Source organism: Leptolyngbya boryana PCC 6306 (assembly GCF_000353285.1).
GTDB classification, from domain to species: domain Bacteria; phylum Cyanobacteriota; class Cyanobacteriia; order Leptolyngbyales; family Leptolyngbyaceae; genus Leptolyngbya; species Leptolyngbya boryana.
Map to the genome: position 1 here is coordinate 1,464,553 of NZ_KB731324.1, position 14,363 is coordinate 1,478,915.

At 46.5% G+C, this 14,363-nt stretch carries 13 protein-coding genes; 10 read left to right on the plus strand and 3 right to left on the minus strand.

Going from position 1 to position 14,363, the window contains the following annotated elements:
- The first annotated feature begins 22 nt into the window (after positions 1-22).
- The 8 genes from LEPBO_RS0107215 (at position 23) to LEPBO_RS41685 (ending at position 9,660) form a co-directional block, all read left to right on the plus strand.
- Positions 23-457 carry a hypothetical protein gene (locus tag LEPBO_RS0107215; protein WP_017286873.1) on the plus strand — a complete coding sequence of 145 codons (435 nt, stop codon included), beginning with the start codon at positions 23-25 and terminating at the stop codon, positions 455-457.
- Positions 458-1,047: 590 nt separating this feature from the next.
- Positions 1,048-1,488, plus strand: a complete 441-nt coding sequence (locus LEPBO_RS0107220; RefSeq protein WP_017286874.1) for a hypothetical protein — start codon at positions 1,048-1,050, stop codon at positions 1,486-1,488.
- 158 nt (positions 1,489-1,646) lie between these two features.
- Complete coding sequence (locus LEPBO_RS36350) at positions 1,647-1,931, plus strand: hypothetical protein (RefSeq protein ID WP_026148470.1); 285 nt, start codon at positions 1,647-1,649, stop codon at positions 1,929-1,931.
- Between the two features lie 155 nt (positions 1,932-2,086).
- The gene (locus LEPBO_RS36355) at positions 2,087-2,656 is read left to right on the plus strand and encodes a rhodanese-like domain-containing protein (protein WP_071596208.1); all 570 of its coding nucleotides are present in this window, start codon (positions 2,087-2,089) and stop codon (positions 2,654-2,656) included.
- 3 nt (positions 2,657-2,659) lie between these two features.
- Positions 2,660-2,869 carry a hypothetical protein gene (locus tag LEPBO_RS43930; RefSeq protein WP_225903980.1) on the plus strand — a complete coding sequence of 70 codons (210 nt, stop codon included), beginning with the start codon at positions 2,660-2,662 and terminating at the stop codon, positions 2,867-2,869.
- Positions 2,870-3,048: 179 nt separating this feature from the next.
- Positions 3,049-3,504 (plus strand): IS5/IS1182 family transposase, encoded by a 456-nt coding sequence (locus LEPBO_RS42225; RefSeq protein WP_051077774.1) that lies wholly within the window; start codon positions 3,049-3,051, stop codon positions 3,502-3,504.
- Positions 3,505-3,884: 380 nt separating this feature from the next.
- Positions 3,885-5,783, plus strand: coding sequence for a response regulator (locus LEPBO_RS0107245; RefSeq protein WP_017286879.1), 1,899 nt, complete (start codon positions 3,885-3,887; stop codon positions 5,781-5,783).
- 4 nt (positions 5,784-5,787) lie between these two features.
- Complete coding sequence (locus LEPBO_RS41685; RefSeq protein WP_017286880.1) at positions 5,788-9,660, plus strand: PAS domain S-box protein; 3,873 nt, start codon at positions 5,788-5,790, stop codon at positions 9,658-9,660.
- Between the two features lie 36 nt (positions 9,661-9,696).
- Here the strand turns inward: LEPBO_RS41685 and LEPBO_RS36365 are convergent, their stop codons facing one another.
- Genes LEPBO_RS36365 through LEPBO_RS0107265 form a run of 3 tightly spaced genes read right to left on the minus strand, consistent with a single transcriptional unit; the run spans position 9,697 to position 11,998 of the window.
- The gene (locus LEPBO_RS36365; RefSeq protein WP_017286881.1) at positions 9,697-10,458 is read right to left on the minus strand and encodes a hypothetical protein; all 762 of its coding nucleotides are present in this window, start codon (positions 10,456-10,458) and stop codon (positions 9,697-9,699) included.
- Between the two features lie 21 nt (positions 10,459-10,479).
- A complete protein-coding gene (locus tag LEPBO_RS0107260; RefSeq protein WP_197693286.1) occupies positions 10,480-11,484 on the minus strand; it encodes a methyltransferase in 1,005 nt (334 codons plus the stop codon).
- Between the two features lie 37 nt (positions 11,485-11,521).
- A complete protein-coding gene (locus tag LEPBO_RS0107265) occupies positions 11,522-11,998 on the minus strand; it encodes a hypothetical protein (RefSeq protein WP_017286883.1) in 477 nt (158 codons plus the stop codon).
- 414 nt (positions 11,999-12,412) lie between these two features.
- On the opposite strand from LEPBO_RS0107265, the gene LEPBO_RS0107270 reads away from it, so the two are divergent.
- Both LEPBO_RS0107270 and LEPBO_RS0107275 read left to right on the plus strand, forming a co-directional pair.
- Positions 12,413-13,897 (plus strand): ATP-binding response regulator, encoded by a 1,485-nt coding sequence (locus tag LEPBO_RS0107270; RefSeq protein ID WP_017286884.1) that lies wholly within the window; start codon positions 12,413-12,415, stop codon positions 13,895-13,897.
- A 67-nt stretch (positions 13,898-13,964) separates the two neighbouring features.
- Complete coding sequence (locus LEPBO_RS0107275; protein ID WP_017286885.1) at positions 13,965-14,345, plus strand: response regulator; 381 nt, start codon at positions 13,965-13,967, stop codon at positions 14,343-14,345.
- Positions 14,346-14,363 lie beyond the last annotated feature (18 nt).

The following is a 14,363-nucleotide window of genomic DNA, read 5'->3' on the forward strand; positions in this document are numbered from 1 at the left end:
AAAATATTAAGCTCCCTGAAACATGACTACGACGATCGCGACAATTGGGACATCAACCAATCAATCCACTACTGGTCAAATGCCTACCCTGTTTGAAGGGGGAGTCGCTCTCGCCTTGCTGTATTTTGTGCTCAAGGAAGCGATCGAGTTTTTCAAGAAAAAAGACGATGCCGAGGGCGCATTGACGCAATCCTTAATCGACGACTTGAGGAAGGAGCGCAAAGAGGATCTGTTCAACATGAGTCAGATCATGCTGAAGATTGATGGCTCTAATCAGCAAATCGCGATCGCAATTCACGACATGTCGAAAGCGATTCACGACTTGAATGTATCGACGCAGCAAAATGCTCGAATTCATTCCGAAATTTTCGGACTACTCCGAGAGCAAGAGCGTGTGTTGCACAAAATCGAAGCGCATATTAGCGATCGAGAAGCCCCGAAAAGAGTGTCGGTTTGAGGACAATTTGAGTACGAAATCAAATCAACTCTCGTAAAATCCTCCTTTATCAAGGTTTTTAAGCTTAGAGTGCATCCTTGACAGGGATGAAGTCACTGGTTCGAATCCAGTATCGCCCATCAATTTCAGGATACCGAGTTTCATAGCTCCCTAAAACATCCCTAAAACCGAGTTACAACCGAATAAGTGAGACGCGATATCAAAGCGTATTCACAGCTTCTTAAGGGAAGAGAAACCTATGGGAAGTCTATGAATACCAAGACTGATACCGCTGTTTTTTTCGGTATGTCCACAACTTGCAGTTTGATTTTATAAATGCAAGTTGTGGACGTGCGTACTAAAGTTCAGTTGTATCAAGCGTGATCGACACAATTTGCCTCTAGAAAACATAAGCCCGTTCCCTATTCCAGTGGCAATGGAAGGAATCGGTTTGATGATAAATTTCGAGTCTGCATCTGCGCCGATGACGACCGCAGCATAGCTGATTCTAGCGATCGTGCTTCGGATCTACGCGGTACTAGCTTGGTTACGGTACGCTGAAGCATGGAGGCTTTTTCGTACCCATTTCGTTGAGCGATTGCTTTTATCCCATGAATAGCGAATCTTCTCGTTCGTTGCCCTGGCTCTCGTTAGGACTGTTTTGGTGCGCTTATGCCATGCTCGGATGGTATCTTGCGGCGCATCATATTATCTGGCTTGTTGGAGCCGCCGCAATCCTTGCAATCGTGATCATTTCTGGAACGGGCAGGGCTTTGCTTGAGCAGTTGTCCGGAGTGATTTCTCGCACTTTATTGATCGTTGTATTCCTGAGCTTTTTGATTAGTGTCTGTGCATTTCTATTTGTCAGCAAGTTTGAGTTCTTGGGTTTAGTCTTTCTGCCACTTGTGACAGCGGTTCTAGCGGATCTCAGCCTGCGTTCTGCGGGGTTTGAGCAGCGTCAGATATGGATTTATCTTGTCGTTATCGCTGGATTAGGAATCGGTTTAGGCGAGGTGTTCGACCTTGTATTCCTTCCGAGCATGCGGTACTGAAGAAGTCCAAATCATTAGAGCCGCGATCGTAACCGCTCTCTACACTGCCAGAAACTATAGCGAAGACGAAGCCTCGTATGAATGGGTAAATTTTCAATTAAAGCTGATCCCTCAATACTGGGAGGAGCCCTGAGTTAACCGAGGATTTTTGCAAACTTGTGAAGTCGCTTCGGCGGCGGCAGGAAGCTTACGCAAATCTTGAGGCACAACAGGGGAATTCTAAGCCCGTTCCCTCAAGATTTGCGCCAATGGAAAATCAATGGACAGCCCGACCCTGGAAAGTATTTCAAGGTGTGGGGATCTCATTCCTGCTGATCGTGGTTCTCGCCTTCATCTATGGCAAGTTCATTCATCACCCGTTGCGTATCTGGCTGGCGGATGGGGAATGGTGCGTCAGATTTTCTCCAGATGGATCGGGAAAAGTCCTCTACGGCTTCGAGTGAGATCGTTAACAGATTGAGATAGTCCAGCCTTGTTTTTCTCTGGTTTGATAAGCTTGAGTAGCTCTGACGGGATCTCTATCAGTAGGATTGCAGCAGAGTTATGGAAAATGGGTGCCAGTCAAGCTTCTTCGATCTTCTTTGATAAGGAAACAGTGATGAAATATCTCGCAGTGGCTCTCCTCTCTTGCATCGTTCTGTCCAGTGAGATGCTGGCTACTTCTAGAAATCAGGCAGCGATCGCCGCTCCCAAACCCCCTTTAGATAATCCGGCAATTGATATGCCAGGGTATTTGCGCGTTTCCTATGAAGCTGCAAAGCATCGGGAGACACGCCGAATTTCTGAGGACGACTTTATTCGCATGAGCCGTGAACCGAATACGATCATCCTGGATGCCCGGAGCCGCGAGAAGTATGATTTGCTGCATATCAAAGGGGCAATCAATCTGAGCTTTCCAGACATTACGGTTGAAAGTTTGAAAAAAACGTTTCCTGACAAATCAGCGCGAATTCTCATCTATTGCAACAACAATTTCATCAACGCTGAAGAACCTTTTCCTTCAAAACTCCCAACGGCTTCCCTCAATCTCTCAACCTACATTGCCTTGTATAACTACGGCTATCGCAATATCTACGAACTGGCTCCCCAAATTGACCCAAAGGTGTCCAAACTTCCCTTTGAATCGGCTCCCGTCTCAACCTCGTCTCATGGAAGCATCGTTCCTTAAATTATGCGATCGCATTCTCCCTGTCTGGCACAAGAACAATCCTCTATGGCTCCGAGTGCGATCGCTAAACCAAAGCTCATGCGCAAGGGGAAACGTGGCGGACAAGGCAAGTTTGGTGTCGAAGACCAACTGCTCATTGCGATGGCATATTGGCGAGAATATCGCACCATCTTACTCAATTCCCTACGGAGGGAAATCCTCCTACAGGATTGAGCGCCAGTTCCACATCGGGCAAAGTTGGGGAATTCATGAAACGACGGTTGGACGCATTGTCCGCAAGATTGAAAACATCTTGATTCAGTCGGGTGAGTTCTGCTTGCCAGGTAAAAAAGCGCTGCACTCAGCCCAGACCGAATGGAACATCCTCGTCGTCGATGTGAGTGAGAGTCCAATTGAACGCCCAAAAAAAACAACGACCTTACTACAGTGGCAAGCAGAAATGGCACACGCTAAAAGCTCAAGTGGTTGTGGACTATCTCAGCGGGATGATTATCTGTACTGCTTTTGACAAAGGGCGAAAACATGACTTTCGCATCTTCAAGGGTTCGCAACTTCCGACTCAACTTGAGCAACTCTGGGTCGCAGACCGAGGCTATCAAGGCATCGCCAAGTTTCATGCTTACAGGTGTACTCCAGTCAAAAAGTCGCGCAAGCGCTCCCTCTCCAAAGCGGAACGGCAATTCAATCGCCAATTAGCGCAAGTTCGCATCACGGTAGAACACACCTTTCGCAAGCTGAAGATCTTTCGCATCTTATCGGAGCGCTATCGCAATCGACGCAAGCGCTTTGGGCTACGCTTCAACCTGATTGCAGGCTTACTCAACTACGAGCTTACTCACTCAAACTGATTCGTGCAGGAGGTCTAATAGTGCGATGACTTCTGCTTGATTGGCTGTGGTTTTGAGTTGCTGTTGCAACTGTGCGTTTTGTAGCAATTCTTTGAGAGTTTGAAGCGTGGATGTTCCCCTAATTTGTGACTTGGTTCTGAATGTTATCGGTGGCAGCGTTAAGTTGTGTCTCCGTCGCATTCCTGAACTGATTTGAATTGAATCAATTTATCGGGGAGAAGCCGTGGAGAAACTTGCTCAAAAAGAGAATTTTCAGCACTCCGAAAAGACTCGCTCGCATAAAGTCAAATCGGGGAGAACTAGGGGACTTGTTGCATTCCGTAAGGCTTCCTCGCATCGTGAACCCGTACAATGCAATCAGCGTTGGATGTTGGGATTGGATGCGGATTTTAATTGTTGAAGATGATGAGGCGATCGCGAATTTAGTTGCGCAATCGCTCAAAGCACATCACTATGCAGTTGATATTGCTGATGATGGTTCGATCGGCTGGGAATGCGCAGAAAGCACCACTTATGACTTAATTCTGCTCGATGTGGATTTGCCCAAACTCGATGGCATTTCACTTTGTCAGCAACTTCGCGATCGCCGCTGTGAAACGCCAATTTTGTTGATGACCGCAAAAAATGCAACCGAACATCGCATTCGAGGATTGGATGCAGGAGCAGATGATTACTTAGTCAAGCCGATCGACTTGGGAGAACTACAAGCACGAGTTCGAGCACTCCTGAGACGCGGTGTTGTGGGAGCGTCGCTGTTAGAAGTTGGAGATTTGCGGCTTGATCCGCAATCGTGCCAAGTTACTTATGCCGAGGAACTATTATCGCTGACCCCGAAGGAATATAGCCTTTTAGAGCTATTTCTGCGTCATCCTGCCCGTGTATTTAGCTGTGGAGACATTATTGAGCATCTATGGACGTTTGATGATCCCCCGCAAGAAGACAGCGTTAAATCCCATATCAAAGGCTTGCGACAGAAATTAAAAGCCGTCGGTGCAGTCAATTGGATTGAGAATGTCTACGGATTAGGCTATCGATTGAATCAAACCATCGGAAAAGAAGAGAAGAAAACGACGATCGATGACGCGAAAACAATCGCTTCTCCGGTTTCTGAACCCGAAGTCCCCGATTCTGAACCATACAATCAAGCGGTAGCGCAACTTTGGAATCAGTATCGTGGGTTAATGGAAGAACGCCTAACAGTGCTACAGCAAGCCGTTCAAGCGTTGAGGACTGAGACGTTAACCGAGGATATGCAGCAAGCGGCAGAACGAGCGGCGCATAAATTGGCGGGCGTATTGGGAATGTTCGAGCGTCCCGAAGGCACTCAGATTGCGCGTCAGCTTGAGGAACTTTTTTCAGGACAGCTAAATTCTCAACAGCACCCCGCACTCCAGTTGCTCGTTCAACAGTTGAGTCAAGTATTGGAGATTGAGCAGTCGAGCATCGAGCAGATTGAAGTTCAAATTGAAGTTCAACCCATTACGACACCTGCTTCGATTCGATCGTGGAACATTCTCGCAGTCGATGATGATCCGATCATTCTCGCCACGTTAAAGCAACAACTTGAACCTTGGGGAATGCGCGTCACGGCGATCGAGAATCCCTTACAATTTTGGACGATTCTACCCAGCGTTAATCCGGATCTGATGATTTTGGATGTGGAGATGCCGCAACTCAATGGAGTCGCACTCTGTCAAGCGATTCGAGCGAATCCAACTTGGCAAAGTTTGCCGATCGTCTTCCTCACTGCTCATCAAGACCCTGCAACGGTTCAGCAAATTTTTGCAGCGGGAGCCGATGATTATGTGGTTAAACCTGTGGTTGGGCACGAATTAATTTCACGGATTACCCAACGATTAGAGCGAATTCGATTGCTGCAAACATTGTCCACTAAAGATTCGATCACTGGACTTTCCAATCAATATCATTCGAGTCAAGTGATCGCGACGCTCATAACACAAACCCAATCGGGCTGTTTTGCGATCGCATATCTGCCAACACTCAGACAAATCAATATTCAACAAGGTCACGCCGCTGGAAATCAAACCTTGAAACAATTAAGTCAACATTTAGAAATGACTTTTAACAACGCAGCAATCTTAGGATATTGGGGGAATGGAGAATTTGCGATTGCACTTTCTCACACTTCAAAAGAAGCCTTGCAAAAACAACTCTCAGCCATCCCAATGAGGTATGAATTTGCAATTGTGCAATATCCAGTCGATGGATTTACTGTACAAGCGCTGTATCAAGCTGCAAGTCTCTGCTTAGAAGGTTAAACCTATGAGTAACGCCTCTAATTCAGTTCCGCAACTCCAACGCGACGATTTGATTACTGTTCTAGAGTCAGCCGTTGATTTGATTGGAATTGCCGATGCGGAAGGCAGAACGCTTTATGTCAACCCTGCAACCCGCCGAGTCATGGGGTTTGGAGAGACCGAAGACATTTTACAGAAACGCATTCTAGACTATCATTCCCCCGAAGCTGCTAAGTTTCTGATGGAAGAAGCTTTTCCGATTGCTTTACAACACGGAATTTGGATGGGCGAAACGCGCCTGCTGAGGACGGATGGACAAGAGATTCCAACGTCTCAAGTGATCATGACGCACAAAAATCCAGATGGATCGTTGAAGTTCGTTTCTTCAATGATGCGAGACATTACCGAGCAAAAAGCGATCGAAGAACAACTTCGACGTAGTAATGCGTTGCTCAAGGCTCAGCAAGAAGCCTCGATCGATGGCATCCTAGTTGCAGACGAACACCGCAACATTGTTGATTACAATCAAAAGTTCTGTGAAATCTGGCGATTGCCACAAATTCTAACGGCTAGAAGCTCGCGTCAGATTGCAGAAATGGTTGCAGATCAGGTAGAAGACCCAGAAGCTTTTTTAGCAGACATCGAAGCGCTTTATCAGAACTTAGATGAAGTTCTGCACGATGAGCTTTTGTTGAAAGATGGACGAACGATCGAACGCCATAGTAAAGCAGTAAAGTCTCCAACAGGCGAATATTACGGGCGGATTTCGTTCTTTCGAGATATCACCGAGCGTAAGAGTGCTGAGAAAGCACTTCGTCGTAGTGAAGGTCGATATCGTGCCTTTGTCACCGCAACGGCTCAAGCGGTTTGGATGACCAATGCTCAAGGAGAAGTAGTCGAAGATATTCCGCTTTGGTGTGCGCTCACGGGACGCAGCGCCGAAAGTGCAAAAGGCTGGGGATGGCTTGAAAGCGTTCATCCCGACGATCGCGCTCCTACCGCACAGGTTTGGTTAGACGCAGTCAATTCTGGAACAATCTATGAAGTTGAACAACGGGTGCAGATAGCATCGGGTGAATATCGATTGTTTGCGGTGCGAGGTGTCCCCATTTTCGATGAGCAGGGCAAGATTCAAGAGTGGATTGGAACGCAAACCGACATCACTGAACAAAAACAAGCCGAAGAAGCATTGCGGCATCAGAATGCTTTACTCCAAGCGCAACAACAAGCCTTACAGCGCAGTGAACTCAAATATCGCAATCTGTTTGAAACCGCTCAAGTTGGCATCTACCGAATTCGCTTAGAAGATGGGCTAATTCTAGAAGCAAATCCGTATGCGATCGCGGCTCTTGGTTACGATTGCGCTGATGAAGTCGTTGCTAAGAAATACACGATCGATTTCTATGCCGATCTCAGCGATCGAGACATCATTCTCGATGAAATTCAAAAGCATGGCAAAGTCACGAACTATGAAATGCAGTTTCGTTATCGGGATGGATCATTGCGATGGGGAATGTTTACTTTGTCGATCAATGCTGCCGAAAATGTTTTAGAGTCTGTCTTTACCGATATTACCTCCCGCAGACAAACCGAAGAAGCGCTGCGGCGGAGTGAACTGAAATACCGTCATTTGTTCGAGAATTCTCAAGTTGGGATTGGACGCACCCGCATCGAAGATGGTTTATTTCTCGATGCGAATCAACGCTGTGCGGATATTCTGCGGCTTGAATCGGCAAGCGACTTGATTGATAAACGCTACACCAGCGAGTTTCAGGTTGATCCGCAGGCACGGCAGTTGATGTTGAATGCTCTTCAGCAAAACGAAGAAGTACGCGATTTAGAAACGCAATTGCATCGAGCAGACGATTCAACAGGTTGGGGCTTGTTTTCGCTGCGTCCGAGCTTAGAAGAAGGCTGCTTTGAGTTCGTGATTGTGGATATCAGCGATCGTAAAGCTGCCGAAGAATCACTGCAACGTCGCGCTGGACTCGATAACTTACTCAGTCAAATCTCTCGACAGTTCATTGACCAAGATGCAGAAACCGCAATTGGGGAAGCTTTGGAGCTGATTACTCGCCATATTGGTGCAGAGCGCGGCTGCATCTTCGAGTACTGGAACAATCACGGTGAATGTCAATTGTTGTACGAATGGTGTGGTGAGAATATTGCTCCCTTAACTCCTGAAGCAAGAGGGTCGAGTGTTCCTGAATTTCCCGTTCTACACCAGCAGATTCTTTCAGGAGAAGCCTTATATACGACCAATATCGCAATGATTCCGGACTCTCCAGAACGACGGTTATTTATGCAACAGTCGATTCAGTCGTTAATGGCAGTGCCCGTGATTTACCAGGGAAACGTAACGGGCTTTATGGGGGTGGACACGACTCATTTTCAGAAAGCTTGGAGTCAGGAGGATATTAACAGCCTCAGATTGGTGGGTGAACTCATTGCGATCGGACGAGCCAGATACAAAGCCGAAGCCGATTTACGTATCGCGAAAGAAGCGGCGGAAACAGCAAATCTCGCAAAGAGTACGTTTCTTGCCAACATGAGCCATGAACTGAGAACGCCGTTGAATGCAATTCTTGGATTTGCTCAATTGATGGAGCGTGAGGTTGCACTGTCCGATCGACAACGCAATTCGCTTGCCATTATCAATCGCAGTGGTGAACATTTGCTAGATCTGATCAATGATGTATTGGAGATGTCCAAGATTGAAGCCGGACGAACGACGTTAAACCTGGTTTCCTTTGATTTGCATCATCTTTTGTACACGCTACAAGAAATGTTTTTAATGCGGGCAAAGGCAAAGCATCTTGCGTTGAATTTTACGATCGCACCTAATCTTCCGCAGTACATCCAAACCGACGAAAACAAGCTCCGACAAGTCTTGATCAATTTGCTCAGCAATGCGATGAAGTTTACAGACCACGGCAGCATTACGCTCGAAGCAACGGTGCAATCCGAAACAATGCTCCAATTCAAAGTCCAAGACACGGGACAAGGCATTGCTCCCGAAGAATTTGACCAGCTATTTCGCACCTTTATTCAAACTCATAGCGGTTCCCAATTGCGAGAAGGTACTGGGCTTGGATTAACGATTAGTCGTCGCTTTGTGCGATTGATGGGCGGTGATATTCAGGTTGAATCGACAGTCGGACAAGGATCAACGTTTTCATTTGGGATTCAAATCGCGATCGCGAATCCCAAAGATGTTATACCCATGCTGAATTCAAAACGGGTGTTGCAGCTTACACCACAACAATCGAGCTATCGAATTTTAGTCGTAGACGATCGCGCTGAAAATCGAGAATTCGTAGAACAATTGCTCACAATGGTGGGCTTTGAAACGAGATCAGCAATCAATGGAGAAGATGCGATAGCACAATGGCAACACTGGCAGCCGCACTTGATTTTGATGGATATGCGAATGCCCATCATGGATGGCTACGAAGCAACTCGACAAATTCGCGCGCTGGAATCGGCTCAGACTCGATCGAAGATCTTAGCGTTAACTGCCAGTGCCTTTGAAGAACAACGCGCTTCGATCTTGGCGGCTGGCTGTGATGACTTATTAGCAAAACCGTTTCGAGAAGCTCACTTATTTGAGAAATTAGCTCAGCATCTTGGTGTGAACTATGTCTACGAGGAAGAGACAACACCCTCAACTGAACCAACGTTAGAACTAACTCGTGAGATGCTAGATTCGATGCCTTCTGCTTGGATTGCCCAACTACATCAAGCATCGCTCGCGGTAGATGCTGATCAAATTTTGCAATTAATTCAGCAAATTCCAAAATCTGAGCAGCAAATCGCGATAGCATTAACCGAGCTAGTTCAACAGTTTGGCTTTGACGAAATCGCCGAGCTTTCTCAATCCGAGAATCACACAATCTGATGCTCGATCAAGATCAGCAACGATCGCTACAGCAAGCTAATTGAGCCAAGTGATTGATTGCATAATCTCAATCGCTTGATTTGGAGTAATCGTATTCTGGCACAGAGGTGATCCACCTTTGTAGTAAGCGTCCCGAGCAGTATCGCCTCCACTGATGCGATAGAACGGACCCACACCTGCCCAATCCGTTAATAAATTGGGCTGTGGTGAATCAAGCTGCTCTGCTGAAGGCGTTTTGAATTCGCCATTTTCTTGACCAAATAGCAGCGAAGTTTCTCCCAACAACTCGGTCTTGACTTTCGCTGCATACTCTCTCGGCACACCACCCACTCCGCCGCCTGTCGCTTCGATGGCAAAGCAGCTATTCTGTTCAGCATTGCGATAAACAATGCCGTATTGTGGCCCAAACCGACAAGTGCCTTTCTCTGAACGAGACGCATTTTCAGGGCAAGGTTCGGTATCAACTTTGATGACCGTATAGCCTGCTGGAATCGCGCTTGGAACTGCGATCTCAATCCCTAACGATTTGAGTGAAGCTTGCTGAGACGGACTCAAGCCCCCGATTTGCTCTGATTGAGAGTTGTCAGAACTAACATTACTCGCATCGTGAGAAACTTGTACCGATTGATTCGAGTTCTGTGCAACTTCAACCGAACGATTGCTCTTAGAGGGTGGAGCAGATGCTACTTCAACCGGACTGCTTTTAGAAGATGGAGCAGATGCATAAATGTTCAGACAGGCACTGGAGCCTAAAGCGAGAGCAACAGTCAACGGCAGGAGAGCAAAATGGCGCTTCATAACGGTTGGGAAGGAGATACGTTAAAGTTTGACAGCTTCAATAATGCTGAGCATTGAAGGTGTGGGAATGACTCGTGTCAGTTCAAAGCCATTCGATCGCAGCAACGATCGATATTCTGCTTCAGTGCGTTCTCTTCCACCCGTCATCAATAACATAATCATGTCAATCAACTTGGCTGGAGATGGTTCATTACCAGGTGGAAGAATGCTTTCAACTAGCAGCAATTTGCCGTGATCTGGCATGGCTCGATGACAATTGTTCAGAATGATCGAGGACTTTTCATCATCCCAATCATGAATAATCCATCGCATCACATAAGCATCACCCCCCGTTGGAACAGACTCAAAGAAATTTCCAGCAATCCGTTGAAGATTTCTATCGTCCTCAATATTCCCAATCACTTCGGGTAAATCGAACAGAATGCCTTTAAGATGAGGATTCGCTTGCAGAATCGTAGAAATTAAGCTGCCTTGCGCTCCACCGACATCAACGATCGTATTGAACTGAGAAAAGTCATAGCTTGCAGTCACCGCTTGCGCGATCGCAATTCCCATACTCGACATCGATTGTGAGAAGATGTGTCCATCTTCAGGATGTTGAGCGAAGTGCTGCCAAATGTTCATTCCCGCAGCCTGATCAAACGCAATCTCGCCTGTTTTCAAGCTGTGTAATCCATTGTTCCAGCCTAAAGAATGGTCGTATCCCATTTGCGCCATGACTGCATACCGCATTGAAGCTGGATGATCACTTTTGAGGGTTGCAGCCAGCGGAGTCAGCGCAAACTGTTGATCAGATACTTCAGTAAAGACACCAATACTGGCTAAAGCACGCAGAAGTCGATACAGCGATCGCGGATCAGTATTGGTTCCGGCGGCAAGTTGAGCGATCGTTTTCGGTTGGTCGTCAAATAAATCGGCAACTCCTAACTTGGCTGCAAGATAGAGCGATCGAGCAATCCAGAATCCACTAATGAGATTGAGCATTGCTTCTTGAGGAGCAACTTCGATTCTTTCCATTGTCAACATGATGTCTTTCACTCCAAGTAATGTTCAACAGTAATAGTTAAGCTTCAACGAGTTGGGCGGCAGCTTGATTGAAAAATGCCTCAAAGACACCTGGCTGTGCGAACTGTAAATAGTCCTTCGCCAGTTCAGGCGTGAGAAATTCAAGCATTAACTTGTTTTCCACCCAGAATTCGATCACTTTGAAGGGGCCGCGATCGCACAGTCTAACCAGCCAGCCTTCCCGGTTTGCAATTTCTCCAATCTGCTCTAAAGAAGTAGGAACGGAAATCGCTGCATGAATCGAAGTAAACGATTGAGCCATATTTCCAGTAGAGAATTCAACTTCTTCTAGCCCTGGAGTCAGTTGAGTATCCGCCGGATAAAGTTCGATTCCAGTTCCATACTCGTCTCCAACGACTACCATATAGCTTCCCGGATGCGGCGGAAAAGGAAAACAACGACCTTGTAAAACTTCTGCTAGTACATTTCCAACGTGTAATGGCTGATTCACGGCAACCGAAATATGATGCAACATAATAACCTCTGAGAAAGTTCTGAATTGGATACATCAGCTTTAACTTGCTGATGACCCTTAAAGTAAGGAACGATCGAGGAAAAGTCGGGGAGATGCTGAAAAAAATCTACCTGTAAATTTCGGTTGAACGTTGATCGCGCTCTCCCGCCCGTGATTGAAAATCACGGTCTAACCGTGCGAAGTCTCTAAAGAGACTGCCGGAATACAGCGATGCAGTCCCTTCAGGGACTTCGCACAGTTAGCACGGGGTTTTAAACCCTGTGCGGGAGAGCGCGATCAACAAATCAATCCGAAATTTGCAGGTGGAAAAAATTTGGAACAACATCGAGAAAAGAAATTTTGTTTTGATGAAGGTTCTTTGGAGACTTACGGTCACGTCATAAAATCTGATGAGCGTTCCACTGAAGTTGTGTAATGACCGAGTCCGATTTGCCGAAAGCTGACATTTTAGTCATTGACGACACCCCGGAAAATCTCAATCTGCTCTCAACAATGCTGATCGATCGCGGCTACAAAGTTCGGAGCGTGACAAAGGGTTCCACGGGCATTCGAGGCGCACAGGTGATGCCGCCGGATCTCATTTTGCTCGATGTCAATATGCCGCAGATGAATGGATACGAAGTCTGTGAACAGCTTAAAGCCGACGATCGCACTCGTGACATCCCCATTATTTTTATCAGTGCTTTAGAAGCGGTCAACGACAAAGTAAAAGCATTTCAAGCGGGCGGCGTTGACTACATTACAAAACCATTTCAAATCGAAGAAGTGCTGGCTCGAATTGAAACACATCTAACACTGCGGCGATTACAAAATCAACTGCAATCGAAAAATGAACAACTCCAGCAAGAGATCCGAGATCGTCAACACGCAGAAGAAAAGTTTGCAACCATTTTTCGGCAAAGTCCAAACCCGATCGCGATCGTGACCATTCCTGAAGGTCAATTCATCGAAGTCAACTCTAGTTTCTTAAGCATTAGCGGCTACTCGCTGGATGAAGTGATTGGTTGTACGATCGCGCAATTACATCTAGGTCGTGATATTGATGCGTTCATGCGTCGGCTTCAAACCCGGACTGCTTTTCACAATCTAGAGTTTGAATTGCTCACTCGTTCTCAAACTAGAAAAAATATTTTACTTTCGGTTGATCACATTGACCTCAATGGCACATCCTATGCGCTGCTGATTGCGAATGACATTACCGAACGCAAACGCCTTGAAAACGAATTCATTTCCTTGGTCAGCCACGAACTTCGGACTCCGCTAACTTCAATGATGGGTTCGCTGGATCTACTCGGCAGCGGACAGTTAGGCAACCTCACCGAACAAGGGCAACAGGTTCTCAATATTGGCATCAAGAATGCTGAACGATTGATTCGATTAATCAATGACATTCTCGATCTCGAACGAATTCGCTCAGGCAAAATCACGATGAATCTACGATCGTGCAATTTAGCCGACTTAATGACACAAGCCACCGAAGAAATGCAATCCATGGCGAATGGCTCAAACATTCAACTGATCACAGAGCCGCTATCGTTGTTTCTCACAGTAGATCCCGATCGCATTGTGCAGACCTTAACCAATCTGCTCAGCAATGCGATCAAATTCTCACAACCTAACAATCAAGTTTGGATGCAGGCACGATCGACGATTTCAAGCATCTGTATTAGTGTTTGTGACCAAGGACGAGGCATCCCTGCTCATCAGATCCAGACCATCTTCGAGCGATTTCAGCAGGTCGATGCCTCGGATGCCCGACAAAAGGGAGGAACTGGACTAGGACTTGCGATCTGTCGCAACATCGTCGAGCAACATGGCGGCAGAATTTGGGTTGAAAGCATCGTCAATCAGGGCAGTACATTTCATGTTGAATTGCCGCTTAGCGATGAAACGATTTAAGAATAGCTCCCCGACTTCTCCTCGATTCATTGCTACTTTGTGAATATCAGACCTCCAAAGATTAGAAATGAACAAGCAAATTTTGATTGTGGATGATGAAGAAGATGTGAGAGCGATCGCTACACTCGGTCTGCAAATGGGAGCAGGTTGGAATGTCTTAACGGCAAGTTCGGGTGCAGAAGGAATTGCGATCGCGACTCAACATCAACCGGATGCAATTCTGCTGGATCTGATGATGCCGGATATGGATGGCTGTGCTACGTTACATCACCTTAAGCAAAATCCTGAGACCCAGCTTATCCCTGTCATTTTGATGACTGCTAAAGTGCAAGCTTCAGAGCAACATAATCTCCACGATTTAAAAATCGCTGCTGTGTTTACTAAGCCATTTCGTCCCCTCACGCTTGCCCAACAGATTGCTGATGCGTTAGCTTGGCATGATGATTGAAGCAACGCAACTTGAAAT

Coding starts and splice junctions, on each gene's coding strand:
- LEPBO_RS0107215 (WP_017286873.1), top strand. CDS start 23: ATGACTACGACGATCGCGACAATTGGGACATCAACCAATCAATCCACT.
- LEPBO_RS0107220 (WP_017286874.1), top strand. CDS start 1,048: ATGAATAGCGAATCTTCTCGTTCGTTGCCCTGGCTCTCGTTAGGACTG.
- LEPBO_RS36355 (WP_071596208.1), top strand. CDS start 2,087: ATGAAATATCTCGCAGTGGCTCTCCTCTCTTGCATCGTTCTGTCCAGT.
- LEPBO_RS43930 (WP_225903980.1), top strand. CDS start 2,660: ATGCGATCGCATTCTCCCTGTCTGGCACAAGAACAATCCTCTATGGCT.
- LEPBO_RS0107245 (WP_017286879.1), top strand. CDS start 3,885: ATGCGGATTTTAATTGTTGAAGATGATGAGGCGATCGCGAATTTAGTT.
- LEPBO_RS41685 (WP_017286880.1), top strand. CDS start 5,788: ATGAGTAACGCCTCTAATTCAGTTCCGCAACTCCAACGCGACGATTTG.
- LEPBO_RS36365 (WP_017286881.1), bottom strand. CDS start 10,458: ATGAAGCGCCATTTTGCTCTCCTGCCGTTGACTGTTGCTCTCGCTTTA.
- LEPBO_RS0107260 (WP_197693286.1), bottom strand. CDS start 11,484: ATGTTGACAATGGAAAGAATCGAAGTTGCTCCTCAAGAAGCAATGCTC.
- LEPBO_RS0107265 (WP_017286883.1), bottom strand. CDS start 11,998: ATGTTGCATCATATTTCGGTTGCCGTGAATCAGCCATTACACGTTGGA.
- LEPBO_RS0107270 (WP_017286884.1), top strand. CDS start 12,413: ATGACCGAGTCCGATTTGCCGAAAGCTGACATTTTAGTCATTGACGAC.
- LEPBO_RS0107275 (WP_017286885.1), top strand. CDS start 13,965: ATGAACAAGCAAATTTTGATTGTGGATGATGAAGAAGATGTGAGAGCG.